19 protein-coding genes and 1 pseudogene are annotated in these 18,241 nt (G+C 61.0%); 16 read left to right on the top strand and 4 right to left on the bottom strand.

All coding sequences use genetic code 11. The features are described from left to right. Positions 1-214 precede the first annotated feature (214 nt). Entirely contained in the window at positions 215-760 is a 546-nt protein-coding gene (locus tag M0D65_RS32785) for a hypothetical protein (protein WP_143097994.1), read from the bottom strand. Beyond that, a pseudogene (locus tag M0D65_RS32780) lies at positions 679-1,437 on the bottom strand (DUF72 domain-containing protein). Before M0D65_RS32780 ends, M0D65_RS32785 begins: the two are co-directional and overlap by 82 nt. Before the next feature lie 104 nt (positions 1,438-1,541). On the opposite strand from M0D65_RS32780, the gene ddpX reads away from it, so the two are divergent. From ddpX to M0D65_RS32735, 9 genes are all read left to right on the top strand, one after another. After that, positions 1,542-2,105: a D-alanyl-D-alanine dipeptidase gene (gene ddpX / locus M0D65_RS32775; RefSeq protein ID WP_091006376.1), complete on the top strand. Its 564-nt coding sequence runs from the start codon at positions 1,542-1,544 to the stop codon at positions 2,103-2,105. Between the two features lie 47 nt (positions 2,106-2,152). Further along, on the top strand, positions 2,153-3,760 hold the full coding sequence (locus M0D65_RS32770) for an ABC transporter substrate-binding protein (protein WP_266256168.1): 1,608 nt from the start codon (positions 2,153-2,155) through the stop codon (positions 3,758-3,760). A gap of 55 nt (positions 3,761-3,815) precedes the next feature. Then, positions 3,816-4,886 carry an ABC transporter permease gene (locus M0D65_RS32765; protein ID WP_266256167.1) on the top strand — a complete coding sequence of 357 codons (1,071 nt, stop codon included), beginning with the start codon at positions 3,816-3,818 and terminating at the stop codon, positions 4,884-4,886. A 46-nt stretch (positions 4,887-4,932) separates the two neighbouring features. Further along, positions 4,933-5,847 carry a nickel transporter permease gene (gene nikC, locus M0D65_RS32760; protein WP_266256166.1) on the top strand — a complete coding sequence of 305 codons (915 nt, stop codon included), beginning with the start codon at positions 4,933-4,935 and terminating at the stop codon, positions 5,845-5,847. Positions 5,848-5,849: 2 nt separating this feature from the next. Next, positions 5,850-6,746 (top strand): ABC transporter ATP-binding protein, encoded by an 897-nt coding sequence (locus M0D65_RS32755; RefSeq protein WP_266256165.1) that lies wholly within the window; start codon positions 5,850-5,852, stop codon positions 6,744-6,746. After that, entirely contained in the window at positions 6,743-7,525 is a 783-nt protein-coding gene (locus M0D65_RS32750) for an ABC transporter ATP-binding protein (protein ID WP_266256164.1), read from the top strand. Before M0D65_RS32755 ends, M0D65_RS32750 begins: the two co-directional genes overlap by 4 nt. A gap of 138 nt (positions 7,526-7,663) precedes the next feature. Beyond that, a complete protein-coding gene (locus M0D65_RS32745) occupies positions 7,664-8,458 on the top strand; it encodes a hypothetical protein (protein ID WP_091006388.1) in 795 nt (264 codons plus the stop codon). Between the two features lie 136 nt (positions 8,459-8,594). Further along, positions 8,595-9,656, top strand: coding sequence for a catalase family peroxidase (locus M0D65_RS32740; protein WP_266256163.1), 1,062 nt, complete (start codon positions 8,595-8,597; stop codon positions 9,654-9,656). After that, on the top strand, positions 9,653-10,186 hold the full coding sequence (locus tag M0D65_RS32735) for a cytochrome b (protein WP_266256162.1): 534 nt from the start codon (positions 9,653-9,655) through the stop codon (positions 10,184-10,186). The genes M0D65_RS32740 and M0D65_RS32735 overlap by 4 nt, the downstream gene beginning before the upstream one ends. A 222-nt stretch (positions 10,187-10,408) precedes the next feature. Here the strand turns inward: M0D65_RS32735 and M0D65_RS32730 are convergent, their stop codons facing one another. Next, a complete protein-coding gene (locus tag M0D65_RS32730) occupies positions 10,409-10,546 on the bottom strand; it encodes a hypothetical protein (RefSeq protein WP_170275718.1) in 138 nt (45 codons plus the stop codon). Between the two features lie 43 nt (positions 10,547-10,589). Between M0D65_RS32730 and oxlT the strand changes: the two genes are divergently transcribed. From oxlT to M0D65_RS32705, 5 genes are all read left to right on the top strand, one after another. Then, positions 10,590-11,924 carry an oxalate/formate MFS antiporter gene (oxlT, locus tag M0D65_RS32725; RefSeq protein ID WP_266256161.1) on the top strand — a complete coding sequence of 445 codons (1,335 nt, stop codon included), beginning with the start codon at positions 10,590-10,592 and terminating at the stop codon, positions 11,922-11,924. A 124-nt stretch (positions 11,925-12,048) separates the two neighbouring features. Further along, complete coding sequence (oxc, locus tag M0D65_RS32720) at positions 12,049-13,797, top strand: oxalyl-CoA decarboxylase (RefSeq protein ID WP_266256160.1); 1,749 nt, start codon at positions 12,049-12,051, stop codon at positions 13,795-13,797. Between the two features lie 45 nt (positions 13,798-13,842). Then, entirely contained in the window at positions 13,843-15,096 is a 1,254-nt protein-coding gene (gene frc / locus M0D65_RS32715) for a formyl-CoA transferase (protein ID WP_091006395.1), read from the top strand. Between the two features lie 86 nt (positions 15,097-15,182). After that, complete coding sequence (locus tag M0D65_RS32710) at positions 15,183-15,614, top strand: PAS domain-containing protein (protein WP_266256159.1); 432 nt, start codon at positions 15,183-15,185, stop codon at positions 15,612-15,614. A gap of 59 nt (positions 15,615-15,673) precedes the next feature. After that, the gene (locus tag M0D65_RS32705) at positions 15,674-16,507 is read left to right on the top strand and encodes a phytochelatin synthase family protein (protein ID WP_266256158.1); all 834 of its coding nucleotides are present in this window, start codon (positions 15,674-15,676) and stop codon (positions 16,505-16,507) included. A 24-nt stretch (positions 16,508-16,531) separates the two neighbouring features. Here M0D65_RS32705 and M0D65_RS32700 read toward each other — a convergent pair whose 3' ends face one another. Continuing rightward, complete coding sequence (locus M0D65_RS32700) at positions 16,532-16,969, bottom strand: PaaI family thioesterase (RefSeq protein ID WP_091006400.1); 438 nt, start codon at positions 16,967-16,969, stop codon at positions 16,532-16,534. A 159-nt stretch (positions 16,970-17,128) separates the two neighbouring features. On the opposite strand from M0D65_RS32700, the gene M0D65_RS32695 reads away from it, so the two are divergent. Together M0D65_RS32695 and M0D65_RS32690 are read left to right on the top strand one after the other, a co-directional pair. Next, the gene (locus M0D65_RS32695) at positions 17,129-17,617 is read left to right on the top strand and encodes a helix-turn-helix domain-containing protein (RefSeq protein WP_266256157.1); all 489 of its coding nucleotides are present in this window, start codon (positions 17,129-17,131) and stop codon (positions 17,615-17,617) included. An 11-nt stretch (positions 17,618-17,628) separates the two neighbouring features. Continuing rightward, positions 17,629-18,099 (top strand): hotdog fold domain-containing protein, encoded by a 471-nt coding sequence (locus M0D65_RS32690; RefSeq protein ID WP_266256156.1) that lies wholly within the window; start codon positions 17,629-17,631, stop codon positions 18,097-18,099. Positions 18,100-18,241: the final 142 nt, after the last annotated feature.

Below are 18,241 nucleotides of genomic sequence, written 5' to 3'. Positions count from 1 at the left end.
TTGTCCGTTTTGAAATTGTGTCGAGAAACGCCTCTTCGTAGCCACGAGCCATTGCGTCGAGCGTCAGGGTTTGCGCCACTTCGAAATATGCGCTTTGGGCGAGCCATCAATGAAAAAACCCCGCGTCGCGGGGCCGTCATCTACAAGGCACTCACAATCACTTGCACCCAACGCGCACAGGCTATCGACGACGCGTTCAATGCCGCAGACAGGGTTACAGCAGGCCAGCGCTACGCAGCGCAGTTCGCAGGCTAGCTGCGGTATAAGCCATCCCAAAGCTGTCAACCAGCGCGAGCCGTTTATCCGCGGATGAACCGCTGAACTGCTCGAAGGTCATTCCATGGTTCTCGCCCAACCAGCGGCTGAAGCCGTTGAGCTTGCCCGCGAACGTGTCTCTCCGCGTGTCACTCAGACCGACACGCTGTCGCTGCATGACCTCGTCAATCCCGATGGCATTGCCGGCGGCCCGATCCGGAGTCAGTTGTTGACTCGAAGGCAATGCCGCTCGAGGCCGTGGTGTTGATGGAGTAGCGGGACGTTCTGGCGCAACGTTGAAATCAAAGTTGAAGTAGTTCCGGACATCTTCTGTGCTGTAGTCGGCGGAATTTTCGGGGGCGGCACGATGGTAGCCCGCTGCTGCCAGCCTTTGGATTCCGGCGGGTTTGCGCGCATTGTTCACTACCGTGGTGAGATCTTCATCGGAGCGCTGGGCGTTCCGGAGCGCGATGTTGCCCGAATGGAATGAGAGTGGGCGTGGCATGTGTTCTCCATGGATGAAAGAGTAAAAACCAGACTGATGCTTAACGTAGTGACATTGTGGGTATCGCGCGGCAGAGGGGATGCGCGAGTGCGAAAAGAGAACCGCCTACGCGAACATTCCGCGTTACCCCGCCCATCGCTATCCGCCCAACTTTTGCTGCGGAATTCAAAGGCCGTCAGGTAAGGATGCATTCGTTCGGCGCAGTGCTCGACATGCGCCCTGTCCTTCGGCTCGCTCGTCATCCACGGCGCAAACTGGAACAACACAGCACCGAGCCTGCCCGCCGCGCGTAGCGGCTCGATCGCTTCGAAATATCGAGCTCACATTTCCTCAATCACCGGCGCAGGCACATCGCGATAGTACAGATTGGCTTTATCCGTCTGAGGCAACTCGCCCTGCAGATCCTTCGGGAAAAACTTTCGCTCGGTCTGATGGCCCGTGAACAGACGGAACGCCTTCATGTTGAAGATGAAACCATCGGGTGTGCGCTCGACCCATAGCGCGCTATTGCTGGCGCTCGGCATCGCGTAGTAGGACGAGTCGACTTCGACCAGAGCGAACTGACTGGCGTAGAACCTCAGACGCGCCTCAGCACTTGTGCAGCCCTTCGGAGAGAAACGCCCGCTCTTGATAAGCGTCGCATCGGTCCACGACGCAGTGCCGATTCTGATAGACATCGCTCCCCCTTCGGCGGCTCGCAGACACTATCGCGCTATCGAAAGTCGAGCTTATACTGCGCATTCATAAAGCATCAAGTATCCGACACCCCACCCTGCCCTCCATGACCGAACCGCGACTTATCGAAATCACGCCCGCCACGCATGGCGTCGACCTCGATCTCGTCTATGCCACCTCGCGCAACCTCACCGGCAAAGCGATCTACAAAGAAGCCCACTGCCTGCTGCTCGAACCCGCCGAAACCCGGTTGCGCAAGGCGATTGAAATTGCTCGCGACGCCGCCCTGACACTACGGATTTTCGACGCCTACCGCCCGCGCGAAGCACAACAGGTGCTCTGGGATTTCCTGCCCGATCCCACTTACATCGCCGAACCCGGTCGCGGTTCGAACCACAGCCGCGGCACCGCGATCGACCTGACTTTGCTCGATGCCAGCGGCAGCGAACTCGACATGGGCACGGGTTTCGACGCCATGACGATCGAGTCCGAACACTTTCATCCGGGTCTTCCCGGACCCGTGCAGCGCAACCGTCTATTACTGCTCGGCATCATGCATGCTGCGGGCTTCACGCATATCAAAAGCGAATGGTGGCATTACGAGCTGCCTGGCTCGCGCGCGCTGCCTCTAATCGACGACAGCGCAAGCGGCCCATTGCGTCTCATGTAGTGGCTTTTTTTTCTGGCAAGCTCTACCCCATCCCCTATGGAGTGAGTATGAAACCGGTATTGCGCAATGCATTGGTGGCCGCAGCGATCGCCTCCGTCTTGACCCTGTCGTTCACCGTGGCGAACCCCGCCGCTGCGGCGACACCGAAAGACATGTTCGTCATGGCGACCTTCCTCGACGAATTCACCACGCTCGATCCCGGCGAAGTCTACGAACTCGTGCCCGAAGAATATGTGGCCAATACCTATGACCGGCTGGTGCGGGTCGATCTGAAAGACCCGTCGAAGTTCAACGGCGATGTCGCGCAGTCGTGGACCGTCAGCCCCGATGGACTGACCTTCACGTTCAAACTCCGTTCCGGTCTCAAGTTCCACTCGGGCAACCCGTTGAGCGCCGATGACGTCGCCTGGTCGATCCAGCGCACGGTCCTGCTCGACAAAGGTGCGGCCGCCGTGCTGCAAGGCATCGGTCTGACCAAAGACAACGTGCTCAACAACGTCAAGAAGGTTGATGACGCAACCGTCAGTGTGACGACAGACCAGAAATACGCCCCGACCTTTGTTCTGAACGTGCTCGGTGCGTGGCCTGCGTCGGTGGTGGACAAGCAGTTGCTGCTCTCGCATCAGAAAGACAATGACTTCGGCAACGACTGGCTGCGCACGAACGAGGCGGGCTCCGGTGCCTACAAGCTCGTCAAGTGGACGGCCAACGACAGCATCGTGCTGCAGCGCTTCGACGGTTATCGCTTGCCGCTCGCGATGAAGCGCATTGTGCTGCGTCATGTGCCGGAAGCGTCGAGCCAGCGGCTGCTGCTCGAAAACGGCGACGTCGACGTAGCCCGCAACCTGAGTCCGGACGATCTCGCCGCCCTGACGAAATCCGGCAAGGCATCTGCGACCGCAGTGCCGCAAGCGACGCTGCTGTATCTCGGCCTCAACGTCAAGAATCCGAACCTCGCAAAACCGGAAGTGCAGCAAGCGATGAAGTGGCTGATCGACTATAGCGGCATCCAGAGCAATGTCGCGAAGACCACCTACAAGGTGCACGAAACATTCCTTCCGGAAGGTTTTCTCGGCGCGCTGAACACGAATCCGTACCAGCAGAACGTCGCAAAGGCCAAGGCATTGCTCGCGAAAGCCGGGTTGCCGAATGGCTTTTCGGTGACGATGGACGTGCGTAACGGCTACCCATACGGCGAAATTGCCGAAGCCGTGCAGGCGAATCTCGCCCAGGCAGGCATCAAGGTTCAGCTCATCCCGGGTGACAACAAGCAGACGCTTGCGAAGTATCGCTCGCGCTCGCACGACATCTATATCGGCGAATGGGCCGCGGACTACATCGATCCGCACAGCAACGCGCAGGGTTTCGCGTGGAATCCGGACAATTCGGAGAAGTCGGCGTACAAGATGCTCGCGTGGCGCAACTCGTGGGACATTCCCGAGCTGACAAAGGAGACCAACGCGGCGCTCGCCGAATCGTCGACAACGAAGCGCGCCGAGCTGTACCAGACGATGCAGAAGCAGATGCTGGCCAACTCCCCCTTCGTGATCATGTTCCAGCAGGTTGCACAGGTGGCTGCACGACCGGGCGTGACGGGGCTTGAGGTGGGTCCGATCAACGACCTCGTGTCGTATCGCAATCTGAAGAAGCAGTAACGTATGCGGTGAAGGTGAAGCCGTCGTGGCTTCGCCTTCGACCGGGGAACCTATCATGTCAACTCCCCTCACGACGCTCGAGCGCATGCGTGTGCTTTCGGCCGAACGCACCAGCGTGCGCTGGACCTTGCGTCTCGTGCGCTGGATCATCACGCTCGCCATCACCTTCACCGGGTTGCTGGCGGTGACGTTCGTGATCGGTCGCAAGATCCCGATCGACCCGGTACTGGCTATTCTCGGCGATCGTGCGTCGGCGACGGCCTACGCGGCCGCGCGACTGCAGCTTGGGCTCGACAGGCCGCTCGCCGTGCAGTTCCTGATCTATGCGCGCGATGTGCTGCACGGCAACTTCGGTATGTCGCTGCTGACGGCGCACCCGGTCATCGAAGACATCCAGCGAGTATTCCCCGCAACGCTCGAGCTCGCGACGCTGTCCACCATCATCGGTGTGCTGATCGGCGTGCCGTTAGGTGTCGCCGCCGCCGTGCGCCACAACCGCTGGGTCGATCACGTTGCACGTTTTGTCGGTCTCGTCGGCAGTTCGGTGCCGGTGTTCTGGCTAGGGCTGATGGGACTGCTGTTGTTCTATGCAAAGCTGCATTGGGTAGCCGGTCCAGGGCGCATCGATCCCGTGTTCGACGGCATGGTCGATACGCATACGGGCAGCCTGCTGGTCGATTCGCTGATTGCCGGCGAGTGGGACGTGTTCTTCAACGCGTTCTCGCATATCGCGCTGCCTGCGGCCATCCTCGGTTACTACTCGGTTGCCTATCTAAGCCGGATGACGCGTTCATTCATGCTCGAACAGATGAGCCAGGAGTACATCGTCACGGCGCGCGCGAAAGGTTTGCCCGAGCGTCGGGTGATCTGGCGTCACGCGTTCGGCAATATCGCCGTGCCGTTGCTGACCGTCATCGCACTCACCTACAGCTATCTCCTCGAGGGCTCGGTGTTGACCGAAATCGTCTTCGCTTGGCCCGGTATCGGTTCGTATCTGACAGGCGCGCTGTTGAATGCCGATATGAACGCCGTGCTGGGCAGCACGCTCGTGATCGGTGTCACGTTCATTGCACTCAATCTGCTGACCGATGCGCTCTATCGCGTGTTCGATCCGCGCGCCCGCTGATATCCCGGAGACTTCTTATCACTCAACGCAAACGCAGGACTGGCCGATGAATGCCACGCCCCGACGATGGAAAGACTGGCTGCTGAACGACACGCCCGCGTCGCGTAAACAAGCGGCGTTCGGCCTCGCCTATCGACGCTGGCAACGCTTCGCGAGCAATCCGCTGTCCGTGTTCGGCCTCGCGATTCTTGCCTTGTTGATCATCGTCGCGGCGATCGGGCCGTTGGTCGCACCGCACGATCCGCTGCAACAAGTCCTCTCCGACCGCCTTCTACCGCCCGCTTCGCCGTCGCACTGGTTCGGCACCGACCAGTTGGGTCGCGACATCTTTTCGCGGTTGATCTACGGTTCGCGGCTCACGCTTTCGATCGCGATACTCGTCGTGGTGATCGTGGTGCCGGTCGGTCTGCTGATCGGCACCACAGCCGGTTTCTTTGGCGGCTGGGTCGACAATGTGCTGATGCGGATCACCGACGTGGCGCTCGCGTTTCCGAAGATCGTGCTTGCGCTCGCATTCGCGGCCGCGCTAGGACCGGGTGTCATCAACGCGGTGATCGCGATTTCGATTACGGCGTGGCCGGCCTATGCACGTCTTGCACGGGCGGAAACCCTGCGGCTCGTGCAAGCGGATTTCATACACGTTGCGCGGCTACAGGGCGCGTCGCGGCCGCGCATCCTGTTGCGCTATATCGTGCCGCTGTGCTCGTCGTCGGTAATCGTGCGTGCGACGCTCGATATGGCCGGCGTCATTCTCACCGTCGCGGGTCTCGGGTTTCTCGGCCTCGGCACACAACCGCCGAGCCCCGAGTGGGGTTACATGGTCGCCTCGGGTCGCAACGTGCTGCTCGACGCGTGGTGGGTGGCCACTGTTCCAGGCTGTGCCATTCTGCTGGTGAGCCTCGCCTTCAACCTGCTCGGCGACGGTCTGCGCGACGTCTTCGATCCGCGCCACGGAGGCTGATCATGTCCGCCGATATGACCCAACCGTTGTGTGAAATCGACGACCTGCGCGTCGGCTTTCGCGGTCACGACGGCGAATTGACGGAGGCCGTGCGTGGCCTGTCGTTGACGCTCCAGCGCGGCGAGCGGCTTGGCATCGTCGGCGAATCCGGTTCGGGTAAATCGTTGACCGGACGAGCGTTGCTTGGCTTGCTGCCGGCTAACGCGCAATTCGCTGCGCAGACGATGAAGTTCGATGGTCGTGATCTGCTGACGATGTCGGCACGCAAGCGCCGGCAACTATGCGGCCAGCAGATGGGCATGATCCTGCAGGACCCGAAATACTCGCTGAACCCGGTAATGACCGTCGCACAGCAGATGCGCGAGGCGTTCGTCCTGCATGGTCCGAAGCTCGGGCACCGCGAGATGCGCGAGAAGATCGTCGCGGCGCTGGCAGCCGTGCACATCCGCGATCCGGAGCGGGTCGCCGATACCTACCCGCACGAATTGTCGGGCGGCATGGGGCAACGCGTGATGATCGCGATGATGGTGTCGTCCGGCCCGCGACTGCTCATCGCCGACGAGCCGACCAGCGCGCTCGACGTGCTCGTCTCGATGCAGGTGCTTGGCGTGCTCGACGAAATGATCGCAAAGCACGACACGGGCCTCATTTTTATCAGCCATGATCTGCCGCTCGTGATGTCGTTCTGCGATCGCGTAGTCGTGATGTACGCGGGGCGCGTGGTGGAAACCTGTGCGGCACGCGATCTCGTCCACGCCCAGCATCCCTATACGCGCGGTCTGCTTGCGGCCAATCCCCCGCTCGTCAATCCGCCCGATGAACTGCCGGTGCTGGAGCGCGATGCCGCGTGGCTTACGCAACCACACCGGCAAGCGCATCCGACGGGAACGCCAACATGATCGACGTCAACGCCCTAACGGTTCGTTTCAGGACGAAGACCGGTTACCTCGACGCAGTGCGCGAGGCGAGTTTTCATGTCGACGAAGGAGAAGTGTTCGGACTGGTCGGTGAATCCGGTTCCGGCAAGTCGACGATCCTGCGCGCGTTAACGGGCCTCGCACCGATCGCGGGCGGCCAGGCGAAAGTCGGCTCGCATGTGCCCGGAGAAAAGATCGATCGCTCGTTTCGACGCGATGTGCAGATGGTGTTTCAGGACCCGTATGGCTCGCTGCATCCGCGTTTCACCGTCGATCAAACCCTGCGCGAACCGCTCGCCATCAATCGCATCGACCGGCAGGATCAACGCATCGTCGACGCGCTGCGCGAAGTGGGCCTCGGTCCCGCGTATCGCTTCCGTTATCCGCATCAGTTGTCGGGCGGCCAGCGGCAGCGCGTTGCGATCGCGCGGGCGTTGATTGTCGAGCCGCGCGTACTGCTGCTCGATGAGCCCACGTCCGCGCTCGATGTGTCCGTGCAGGCCGAGATTCTCAACCTGCTGCGACGGCTTCATCGCGAGCGTCATCTGACCATGGTGCTGGTCAGCCACAATTTCGCCGTGGTCGGTTTTCTCTGCCAGCGTGTCGCCGTCATGCGCAATGGCGAGATCGTCGAGCAGCTCGATATCGCGTCGATTCGCGCGCAGCAGGTCGAGCATGAGTACACGCGCAGCCTGTTGCTTGCTACCTCGGGCTATCGGCGCGACGCGGTTCAGACGGGCAGCGTGGATAGCGCGGATTAACGCACATCAGTGCGGTTAAGCAAACGTTAACCTTTCATCGACTAGATTCGCAGGTTGTGCGATCAACCTCGCAGGCGTGCGGCGCAAGACCTTGTGCCCACAACGTCCTGCGAATCTTCGATAGAGAGGAACTGCGACATGAATGGAAGTAGTGTGAGCTTCGCGAGGCAGGCCGCCAGCAAGGTTCCCGAAGTGACGCTCGGTTTCTGGGTGATCAAGGTGGCCGCCACGACGCTGGGGGAAACCGGCGGCGACTGGGTATCGATGTCGCTGAACCTCGGATACCTGGTGGGTTCGGCGATCTTCCTCGTGTTGTTCGTTGGCCTCGTTTCTGCGCAGGTAAAGGCTAGCGATTTCCGGCGCTTTCTGTACTGGGCAACGATTGTCGCCACGACTACGCTAGGCACGACGATGGCGGATTTCGCCGACCGGTCGCTCGGCGTCGGTTATCCCGGAGGCACCGCCATTGTCGTCGCGTTGCTGATCGCGAGCCTGGCGATATGGTATCGATCGGAGGGGACGGTCTCGGTCGGAAGCATCGTCACCGCCAAAGCCGAATGGTTCTACTGGATCACGATCCTGTTCTCGCAGACGCTCGGCACCGCGCTCGGAGACTGGGTGGCGGGCGACGACCGCGGCGGTCTGGGCATTGGATACGAATATGGCGCGATGCTGTTTGGCGCCGGTCTGGTGGTGGTTGCCGCGCTCTATTTCTCGACCCGCGTATCGCGTACGGCGTTGTTCTGGGCAGCGTTCATTTTGACGCGGCCACTCGGTGCGACCTTAGGCGACTTTCTCGACAAGCCGGTGGCACAGGGAGGGCTGCACATCAGCAGATTGTCTGCGTCAGGAATCCTGCTTGCTTTTATCGTGGTGTGCATCGTGCTGATACCGCAGCGTGCCGCGAAGCAGGAGCAGGAGCAGGCGGTGTAGCCGAGCGAGCATCCGAAGAATCGACCAGGCCCATCGTGAGCGGCCGCGAGCTTGCACCCTTTGTACAGTTTGATAGCGCAATCGTCGCGAGCCTGCTAGATTTCGACTCAGCCGAATCGTTGCCCCGGAGAGATCGATGGCCGACAGACCGACTTCCAGCGCGTCCCCGCTTCGCTCGCTGGTCCTGATTGCCGTTATCGTGATTGCGCTTGTCGCAGCCTTCGCCTATACGGGAGGCTGGCTCAGCCCGAATCGCCTGACTCCTGCCAAACTCGTGAACGCACTGGCGCCGCCGGGTGGCCCGGCGCTCGGCTATCGCCGCAATCATGCCAAAGGCATCTGTTTCACCGGCAGCTTCGAATCGAATGGTGCGGCGGCGAGCCTGTCCACAGCGCCGATGCTTGCTACCGGCTCGTACCCTGTCACAGGACGTTTTAACCTCGCGACACCGGTTCCCACCGCGCCCGACGGTACGGTACGGGTACGCGGCCTCAGTCTGCGTATCGTGGCCGGGAATGGAAGCGAGTGGCGCACGGCGATGATCGACGCGCCGTTCTTCGCGGTGTCCACACCTCAAGCGTTCTACGGCTTGCTTAAAGCAGTGGGCGACAAGAGCAACCCGGACGCGATGAAGAATTTCATCGGTGCGCACCCGGAGTTCGGCAATTTTGCGAAGTGGGCAGGCAGTGCGCCGTGGACGGCTTCTTATGCGCAGGAACAATACAACAGCCTCAATAGCTTCGTTTTCACCAATGCTGCTGGCGAGACGCAGGCTGTGCGCTGGTCTTTCGTGCCGGCTGCGCACCCCGAGGCCATCTCTCCCGATGAGTTGAAAGCACGCGGCGCCGACTTCCTCGATACGGATATCACGCAGCGTGTGCACAGCGCTCCGCAACGATGGACACTGGTCTTCACGCTGGCCAATCCCGGCGACCCGACCGCCGATCCCACCAAGGCCTGGCCCGACGATCGACGCAAGGTAGAAGCCGGAACACTCGTGGTCAACACCATCGAGCCCGAAGCCGACGGACCGTGCCGCGATCTGAACTTCGACCCGACCGTCCTGCCAGCCGGCATGCATGTTTCAGACGATCCGTTTCCCGCCGCGCGCTCCGCAGCCTATGCCGTATCGTTCGACCGGCGCACGGCGGAGGAGAAGAACTACCCGCGGCATCCAGCGGCAGGAGACACGCAATGAGCTCGACACTCAATCGCTTCACACCGCTGCAGCGAGCGCTTCACTGGATCATGGCGATCTGCATTCTGGCGATGCTGTTTATCGGCGTCGGAATGGTGTCGACCGTGCGCCCTACTTACCTTTCGCTGGTATCGGTTCATAAACCGCTCGGCATCGCGATACTGGTGCTGGCGCTGATCCGCGTCGTTGTCAGGTTGACGCGCGGCGCACCGCCGCTGCCCGCGTCGATGCCGGAACCGATGAAACTTGCCGCGCACCTGTCGCATCTCGCGTTCTACATTCTGATGATCGCGCTGCCGCTGATCGGTTGGGGCATGCTGTCGGCGGCGGACTATCCGGTCGTGGTGTTCGGCATTCATCTGCCCTCCTTCCTGCCGCATAGCGACAGCCTGCACACGCTGCTGTGGAACGCACACCGAGTGCTCGCACTGTGTTTCTTTGCGCTGATCGTGCTGCACCTCGCGGCAGCACTTTTGCACGCGCTGGTCAGACGCGACGGTGTCTTCCAGACCATGGCGTCCTGGCGGTAAGCCAGCGCAACACGCGGTAATCCATCCCCCGACTAACCCCGATTGCAAATCGCCGCGCGACTCCGACGGAGTCGCTGCGCGCCCCTCTTCCCTGTGTTCGTGCTGCACTGCAATTGCCTGCATGCGGTAGCGCACATCCATCCTTAGCGCCCCCACTGCATTGATTGCCGTTTCGACGTCGCGCGTCATGTTGCGGCACGTCAAGACTTGCCAGGCGTCCATTCACGACACCTTATGCAAACCATAAAAATGTTTGACTTTTGCAATAGCACAAATGTCGCCACCATGCCTGAACGTCATTGCTTCCAGGCCCGTCGCCGCTTCTATCACCGCTTCTGTCGGCGGCGACACAAGAGCCATGCAGTGATCCGCAGTATGCGAAGTCATGAACGGAGACGAAGAATTGGCACAGCCAGACAATGCAGTGGCCGGCGCGTATACCGCGCGACGGCATAGTCGCTGGGTGCAGCTCGCGATCGGTGTGATCTGCATGGGCCTCGTGGCCAATCTTCAATACGCGTGGACGTTGTTTGTCGAGCCGATGAACGCGCAGCATCACTGGGGGCTCGCTGCGATCCAGACTGCGTTCTCCATTTTCATCGTGACCGAAACGTGGCTCGTGCCGATCGAAGGCTGGCTCGTCGATCGCTTCGGTCCGCGTCCGGTCGTGATCGGCGGGGCGATCTGCGCCGCACTCGGCTGGGTGCTCGATGCGTACGCACCGAACCTGCCGGTCCTCTATCTTGCCGCGATGATCTCGGGCATCGGTGCCGGTTGCGTGTACGGCACCTGCGTCGGCAACGCGCTGAAGTGGTTTCCCGACCGGCGCGGTCTTGCAGCCGGCCTTACGGCGGCGGGCTTCGGCGCCGGCGCTGCGCTCACCGCGATCCCTATCGGCAACATGATCCAGCACGCGGGCTATCAGCACGCATTCGTCTTCTTCGGCCTCTTCCAGGGCGCCGCGATCCTGTTGCTTGCCACCCTGCTCGTCCAGCCGAATCCGCCTGCCTTCGCACGCGGTATCAAGCGTGTCGTCGCGACGAAGATCGACTACACGACCGGTGAAATGATCCGCTCGCCGGTGTTCTGGGTGATGTACGCGATGTTCGTCTGCGTGGCGACCGGCGGCATCATCGCCACCGCGCAGATCGGACCGATCGCGAAGGAATACGGTTTCGCTTCGATGCCGATGTCGTTCTTCGCCGTGACGCTGCCGCTGCTGACGATGACGCTGTCGGTCAACAACCTCTGCAACGGCTTCACCCGTCCGCTGTGTGGTGCGATTTCCGATCGCATCGGTCGCGAGAACACGATGTTTCTCACGTTCCTCGGCGAAGGACTCGCGCTGCTCGGCCTGATGCACTTCGGCCACAACCCGACGCTGTTCATCGTGTTCTCCGGGCTGATCTTCCTGTTCTACGGCGACATCTTCTCGAATTTCCCGGCGACCTGCGCCGATACGTTCGGCAGCAAGTACGCGGCAGGCAATGCCGGCACGCTGTACACCGCGAAGGGCACGGCCGCGATGCTGGTGCCGGTGGCTTCGCTGCTGTCCGCGCACGGCGGCTGGAACGTCGTGTTCATCGCGGCGGCATGTATCGCGATCGCCGGCAGTGTTTCCGCGAAATTCGTGCTCGCGCCGATGCGGCGCCGCTGGATCGAGAACTCGGCGAAGGAAAGCGAACAAATCGCCTTTGCCGGTGCCTTCAGGCCGGCGCCATTGGGTTCGAACGAGTGATGCCAGCGATCATCGAACATGCAAAACGACCATCAGAACCGCTCGCACAGCCACGAGCAAACAATCGGCGTGAAGTGACTCCACGCGACACCCGAACAGCCAACAACGAACCGGAGAAGAAGTAATGTCCACCGCCGAAATCGCCCGCCCTGAAATCACGGCCGACGAACCCCACCACGCTCCCGCTACGACCGATGGTTTTCATCTCGTCATCGACGCTCTCAAGCTCAACGATATCGACACGATTTTCGGTCTCGTCGGCATTCCGATCACCGACCTCGCGCGTCTCGCCCAGGCCGAAGGCATGCGCTTCATCGGTTTTCGCCACGAGCAGAACGCCGGCAACGCGGCGGCAATCTCGGGCTACATGACGAAGAAGCCGGGCATCTGTCTCACCGTTTCCGCGCCGGGCTTCCTCAACGGCCTCACGGCCCTCGCGAATGCAACCACCAACTGCTTCCCGATGATCCTGATCAGCGGATCGAGCGAACGCGAGATCGTCGACCTGCAACAGGGCGATTACGAAGAGATGGACCAGTTGAACGCAGCGAAACCGTACGCGAAAGCGGCCTACCGCGTGCTGCACGCGGAAGACATCGGTGTGGGCATCGCGCGCGCGATTCGCGCTGCCGTGTCGGGTCGCCCCGGTGGTGTGTACCTCGACCTTCCCGCGAAGCTGCTTGCGCAGACCATCGATGCCGTGAAAGCACAGCAGTCGCTGATCAAGGTCGTCGACGCCGCCCCGAGCCAGTTGCCCTCGCCCGATTCGGTCACGCGTGCGCTCGATGTGATCCGCCATGCAAAGCGTCCGCTGATCCTGCTCGGCAAGGGCGCCGCCTACGCGCAGGCCGATGCGCAAATTCGCGCGCTGGTGGAAAAGAGCGGTATTCCGTATCTGCCGATGTCGATGGCGAAGGGTCTTCTGCCCGACACGCATCCGCAGTGCGCGTCCGCGGCGCGTTCGTTCGTGTTGCAGGAGGCCGACTGCGTCGTGCTGATCGGCGCGCGCCTGAACTGGCTGCTCGCACACGGCAAGGGCAAGACGTGGGGCGCGGCGCCCAAGCAGTTCGTGCAGATCGATATTTCACCGACCGAGATCGACAGCAACGTTGCGATCGCCGCACCGGTGATCGGCGACATCGGTTCGTGCGTGTCGGCGCTCGTCGCGGGTCTCGGTGCGGGCTTCCCGAAGCCGTCTACTGAATGGACCGGCGCGGTCGACGACCGCAAGAACAAGAACCTCGAAAAGATGGCCGCGACGCTCGCGAAGAACCCGTCGCCGATGGGCTTTCATAGCGCACTGCGCGCGATCCGCGACGTGCTGAAAACGCATCCCGACATCAACGTCGTCAACGAAGGCGCCAACACACTCGACTACGCACGTTCGATCATCGATATGGCCCAGCCGCGCAAGCGCTTCGATTCCGGTACGTGGGGAATCATGGGCATCGGCATGGGCTTCGCGATCGGTGCCGCGGTGACGAGCGGCAAGCAGGTCGTCGCGATCGAAGGCGACAGTGCATTCGGCTTCAGCGGGATGGAAATCGAAACCATCTGCCGCTACGAGCTGCCGGTCTGCACGATCGTGTTTAACAACAACGGCGTGTATCGCGGCACCGATGTGAACCCCACCGGCGGCAAGGACGTTGCGCCGACCGTGTTCGTGAAGAACGCGCGCTACGACAAGATGATCGAGGCATTCGGCGGAACGGGTTTCAACGCGACCACGCCCGAGGAACTCACACATGCACTCGAAGCGGCGATCCGTTCGGGCAAACCGACGCTGATCAACGCCGTCATCGACGAAGCGGCCGGTACCGAAAGCGGCCGTCTAACGAATCTGAATCCGCAAAGCGCGGCCATGAAAAAGTAAGCGCAAGAAAAGTAAGCGTAAGACTAGCCACTCTGGAGAAATACCGTGAGCAAGAAACCACTCGAAGGCATCAGGATCATCGATTTCACGCACGTCCAGGCCGGCCCTGCGTGCACGCAGCTACTGGCGTGGTTCGGCGCCGACGTGATCAAGGTCGAGCGACCCGGTTCGGGCGACGTGACGCGCAACCAGCTGCGCGATATTCCCGAAGCCGATGCGCTCTACTTCACGATGCTCAACAGCAACAAGCGTTCGTTGACGCTCGACACGAAGAAGCCCGAAGGCAAGGAAGTGCTCGAAAAGCTGATCAAGGAATCGGACGTACTGGTCGAGAATTTCGGCCCGGGCGCGCTCGACCGGATGGGTTTTTCATGGGACGTGATTCGCGATCTGAATCCGAAGATGATCGTCGCGTCCGTAAAGGGCTTTAGCGACGGCCACCACTACGACGACCTGAAGGTCTACGAGAACGTCGCGCAATGCGCGGGCGGCGCCGCGTCGACCACCGGCTTCTGGGACGGCCCGCCGACGGTTAGCGCCGCCGCGCTCGGCGACAGCAACACCGGCATGCACCTCGCCATCGGCATTCTGACGGCGATCATCGGACGGCAACAAACAGGCAAAGGGCAAAGAGTGGCGGTGTCGATGCAGGACAGCGTGCTGAACCTGTGCCGCGTGAAGTTGCGCGACCAGCAGCGGCTCGACCGCCTTGGCTTCCTCGAAGAATATCCGCAGTACCCGCACGGCACGTTCAGCGACGTCGTGCCGCGCGGCGGCAATGCAGGCGGTGGCGGCCAGCCTGGCTGGGTGCTCAAGTGCAAGGGCTGGCAAACCGATCCGAACGCCTACATCTACTTCACGATCCAGGGCCACGCGTGGGCGCCGATCTGCCGCGCGATCGGCAAGCCGGAGTGGATCGACGATCCGCAATACAACACGCCGAAAGCGCGTCAACCGCACATCACCGCTATCTTCGACACGATCGAAGTATGGCTCGCGGACAAGACCAAATTCGAAGCGGTCGACATCCTGCGTAAGTTCGACATTCCGTGCGCGCCGGTGCTGACGATGAAGGAACTCGCCAACGACGAATCGCTGCGCGCGAGCGGGACGATCGTCGAAGTGCCGCACAAGGTGCGTGGCACGTATCTGACGGTCGGCAGCCCGATCAAGTTCTCCGACCTGAAGCCGGAGATCACCGGGTCGCCGCTGCTCGGCGAGCATACCGACGAGGTCCTGACGCAGCTCGGCTACACGCGTGAGCAGATCGCGCACATGCACGAAGGTCAGGCAGTCTGACGCCGAACTGATACTGTCGACGCATCTGCTTGCCGCCGCCCGCCCATCCAGCGGGCGGCGGCGCTTGAATCACCGGACTCCCCACCATGCCCACGACCATCGATTTCGAACAACTCGTGAACGCGATCGGCGACGCCGTCGTGATCTCCGACGCGCACGGCGCCATCACACTGTGGAATCCCGCGGCAGAGCACATGTTCGGCTTTACCCAGGCAGAAGCGCTAGGCCAGTCGCTGGATCTGATCATTCCCGAACGGCTACGCGGCCGCCATTGGGACGGCTACAACAAGACCATGGTGACCGGCGAAACGCGCTACGGGCATGATCTGTTGAAAGTGCCCGCGGTCGACAAGAGCGGCCGCTCGATGTCGATCGCTTTCACCGTCGCGCTGCTGCATTCGCCGCAAGGTGATGTAACGGGCATCGTCGCCGTGATTCGCGACGAAACAAGTCGCTTCAGCGAAGACCGTGCGCTGCGCAAGCGTGTTGCGGAACTCGAAACGAAGGTCGGCGTGTGAGACTCGTCGCGGCATGCCACAATCGATAAGGTCGAGTACAACCTTACGAGAGCTTCGGGATGCGCGAACGTTTTCTCATCGACTCACGTCGGCACAAGACACTTGCGTCATGGCGTGCTGTTGCACTTGCAGCCGCGCTTGCCACTTGTCTTGCTGCCTGCGCGCCGTTACAGGTCTCGCAGGCACCGACGGCGAACGTCGACACCGGTGCAGCGGCGACCACGTCAGTTGCGGTTCACGCCGACGGCTCATTGCCGGTCCCATCAAACCTGGTCCCACTGACGCAGCCAGCCGGTCAGCAACGCCTGCTCTCGACGGCCGACAACCAGTCTTACTGGTCGTTATCCGAGTACTTCGAGACGCAGAAAAACGAGGCGTACTGTTCTGTCGCAACGTCGGTAATGGTGCTGAATGCGCTGGATATCCCGCGGCCAAAAACTGCGTTGTACCCCGGGTTCCCGTATTTCACGCAGGACGACTTCTTTCACTCCGTCGATCCGCAACTGGCCGATCCGCTCAGGGTGTCGCATGAAGGCATGACGCTCGACCAGCTCAGCGCCGTGCTTGGCCACTTCGCGGTCTCCGTGCATCCATTCCATGCCAGCGATCTAACACTCGAGCAGTTTCGCGATCTTGTACGCGATACCACCGGGCGTCGCGACCGATTCGCCTTACTGAACTTCCACCGCACGCAGATTGGCGAAGCAGGCGGCGGGCATTGGTCGCCACTAGCCGCCTTTGATCCCAAGAGCGATAGCGCCCTCCTGCTCGACGTCGCGCGTTACAAATACCCGGCGGTATGGGTGCCGGTTACCCAGTTATACCAGGCGGCGCTTGCTGTCGACTCCGTCAGCGGTCTCGCGCGCGGTGTAGTGGTGGTGAGTCGACCGTGACGCTCAGGCAACGCGGCGTCCTCACTACTCCGGACGCTTGATCAAACAGGTCGCCGACGCATGCGCGACGATCTTGCCGTCGGGCGTTTTCAGCGATCCTTCCGCGACACCGAGGTTCTTCGAGAGATTGATCACACGGCCTTCTGCCACCAGGTCTACATCGCGCGGCACCGGGCGCAGCATCTTTACGTGTAGATCGATGGTGCCGTAGCCCACTCCCGCTTCTAGCATAGTGTGTACGGCACAACCCGTCACCGAATCGAGCACCGTCGCAGCAAAGCCTCCATGTACGCCACCTAACGGGTTGAGGTGACGGCCATCGGCCCGGGCGGTCATCTTGATGTAACCGCTGTCGACTTCGTCGAGCGTCATCGGAATCGTCTCCGAAATAGACGCACGAGGAAAATCGCCGGCGGCTCCGGCACGCAATAACTCAAGACCTGACATCGAAAGCGGATTCATCGGGAAGCTCCTGACATTGATCTGCAGACACTGAGTTCTAAATTGGAACTGATTGTCTGCATCGATACTTCCGATGTCAATGCAAAAGCTCCCAATAGATTCGAGAGCCAGTTCTATAATGGAACGCACTGTTTGTATCGATGATCGAGGAAACTGTCCATGAAATGGAGCGATGTGGGTTCGATGCCCTGTTCGGTGGCGCGCACACTGGCTGTGATCGGGGATCGCTGGACCCTGCTGATACTGCGCAATGCATTCCTCGGCATGCGCCGTTTCGAGGAGTTTCAGTCGCAACTGGGGCTCACGCGCCATGTGCTTGCCGAACGGCTGGCGCGTCTGGTCGAAGAAGACATCATGGTCAGACGCTCGTATCAGGAACGACCGGTGCGCTTCGAATACCGGCTGACGGAACAGGGTCTAGATCTGTATCCGGTGCTGCTCGCGCTCACTGCATGGGGCGATCGCTGGAAGGACGACGGCAACGGTCCGCCCATGTTGCTAAAACACCGTACGTGCGGCCACGTGTTTCATCCATTGACAGTCTGTTCCGAGTGCGGCGAGCCTCTCGATCCACGCGAAGTCAAAGCGCTGCCCGGGCCAGGATGGAGAGTCGAGGAAAGCGAAGCCACAGCACCCCACACCGAATAAGGACGACCCGCATGGCAATCGATGTCTTGTCTCTCTGGACGCGTTTATCTTCGAAGCCCGCCGGCAAGTGGCTTTTTTCTCGCCTGGTGTGCTTGAGAGCGCCGTACTTCGCAAGCATCAGTCCGACGATCACCGAGCTTCGTCCCTGCTATTGCCGCGTGCAGATACGCAAGCATCGATCGGTGCTTAACCACATCGGCTCTGTACACGCGATCGCCATGTGCAACATGGCGGAAGTGGCCGGCGGCATGTTGACCGAAGTATCGGTTCCGCGAACCCACCGCTGGATTCCGAAAGGCATGGCGGTTCAATACCTGAAGAAAGCGACCACCGATCTCGTCGCGATTGCCGAGCCCGTCACTCTCGCGCAGTGGCCGGACGCCGGCGAGTTTGAAGTCAACGTCAAGGTCGAGGACCGTGCGGGTGAAGCCGTCTTCAACGCGGTCATCACCATGTGGGTGTCCTTGAAAAAGACCGCTTGAAGCAACCGCGATCTTCAGTACGCCTGTTGTTTCCATCTATCGCGCATTCTGTCGGCTACGCGACAAGTATTGCTTTCATGGGTATACCCCAATACTGTTCGGTTAGATTGATGGGTAGCGAAAACCTGGTAAGCTATAACCT

Origin of the sequence: Paraburkholderia sp. CHISQ3 (genome assembly GCF_030464945.1) — a bacterium.
In the GTDB taxonomy this organism is placed as follows: Bacteria; Pseudomonadota; Gammaproteobacteria; order Burkholderiales; family Burkholderiaceae; genus Paraburkholderia; species Paraburkholderia megapolitana.
Note: the sequence above shows the minus strand (reverse complement) of the source record. Positions and strands in the feature narration are given on the sequence as shown.

What these genes read in the sequence shown, in the direction of transcription:
- M0D65_RS32765 (WP_266256167.1), top strand. Translation starts at nt 3,816, where the DNA reads ATGTCAACTCCCCTCACGACGCTCGAGCGCATGCGTGTGCTTTCGGCC.
- M0D65_RS32705 (WP_266256158.1), top strand. Translation starts at nt 15,674, where the DNA reads ATGCGCGAACGTTTTCTCATCGACTCACGTCGGCACAAGACACTTGCG.
- nikC (WP_266256166.1), top strand. Translation starts at nt 4,933, where the DNA reads ATGAATGCCACGCCCCGACGATGGAAAGACTGGCTGCTGAACGACACG.
- M0D65_RS32710 (WP_266256159.1), top strand. Translation starts at nt 15,183, where the DNA reads ATGCCCACGACCATCGATTTCGAACAACTCGTGAACGCGATCGGCGAC.
- M0D65_RS32785 (WP_143097994.1), bottom strand. Translation starts at nt 760, where the DNA reads ATGCCACGCCCACTCTCATTCCATTCGGGCAACATCGCGCTCCGGAAC.
- M0D65_RS32770 (WP_266256168.1), top strand. Translation starts at nt 2,153, where the DNA reads ATGAAACCGGTATTGCGCAATGCATTGGTGGCCGCAGCGATCGCCTCC.
- M0D65_RS32755 (WP_266256165.1), top strand. Translation starts at nt 5,850, where the DNA reads ATGTCCGCCGATATGACCCAACCGTTGTGTGAAATCGACGACCTGCGC.
- M0D65_RS32750 (WP_266256164.1), top strand. Translation starts at nt 6,743, where the DNA reads ATGATCGACGTCAACGCCCTAACGGTTCGTTTCAGGACGAAGACCGGT.
- M0D65_RS32740 (WP_266256163.1), top strand. Translation starts at nt 8,595, where the DNA reads ATGGCCGACAGACCGACTTCCAGCGCGTCCCCGCTTCGCTCGCTGGTC.
- M0D65_RS32745 (WP_091006388.1), top strand. Translation starts at nt 7,664, where the DNA reads ATGAATGGAAGTAGTGTGAGCTTCGCGAGGCAGGCCGCCAGCAAGGTT.
- M0D65_RS32700 (WP_091006400.1), bottom strand. Translation starts at nt 16,969, where the DNA reads ATGAATCCGCTTTCGATGTCAGGTCTTGAGTTATTGCGTGCCGGAGCC.
- M0D65_RS32735 (WP_266256162.1), top strand. Translation starts at nt 9,653, where the DNA reads ATGAGCTCGACACTCAATCGCTTCACACCGCTGCAGCGAGCGCTTCAC.
- M0D65_RS32690 (WP_266256156.1), top strand. Translation starts at nt 17,629, where the DNA reads ATGGCAATCGATGTCTTGTCTCTCTGGACGCGTTTATCTTCGAAGCCC.
- M0D65_RS32695 (WP_266256157.1), top strand. Translation starts at nt 17,129, where the DNA reads ATGAAATGGAGCGATGTGGGTTCGATGCCCTGTTCGGTGGCGCGCACA.
- ddpX (WP_091006376.1), top strand. Translation starts at nt 1,542, where the DNA reads ATGACCGAACCGCGACTTATCGAAATCACGCCCGCCACGCATGGCGTC.
- M0D65_RS32730 (WP_170275718.1), bottom strand. Translation starts at nt 10,546, where the DNA reads ATGGCTCTTGTGTCGCCGCCGACAGAAGCGGTGATAGAAGCGGCGACG.
- oxc (WP_266256160.1), top strand. Translation starts at nt 12,049, where the DNA reads ATGTCCACCGCCGAAATCGCCCGCCCTGAAATCACGGCCGACGAACCC.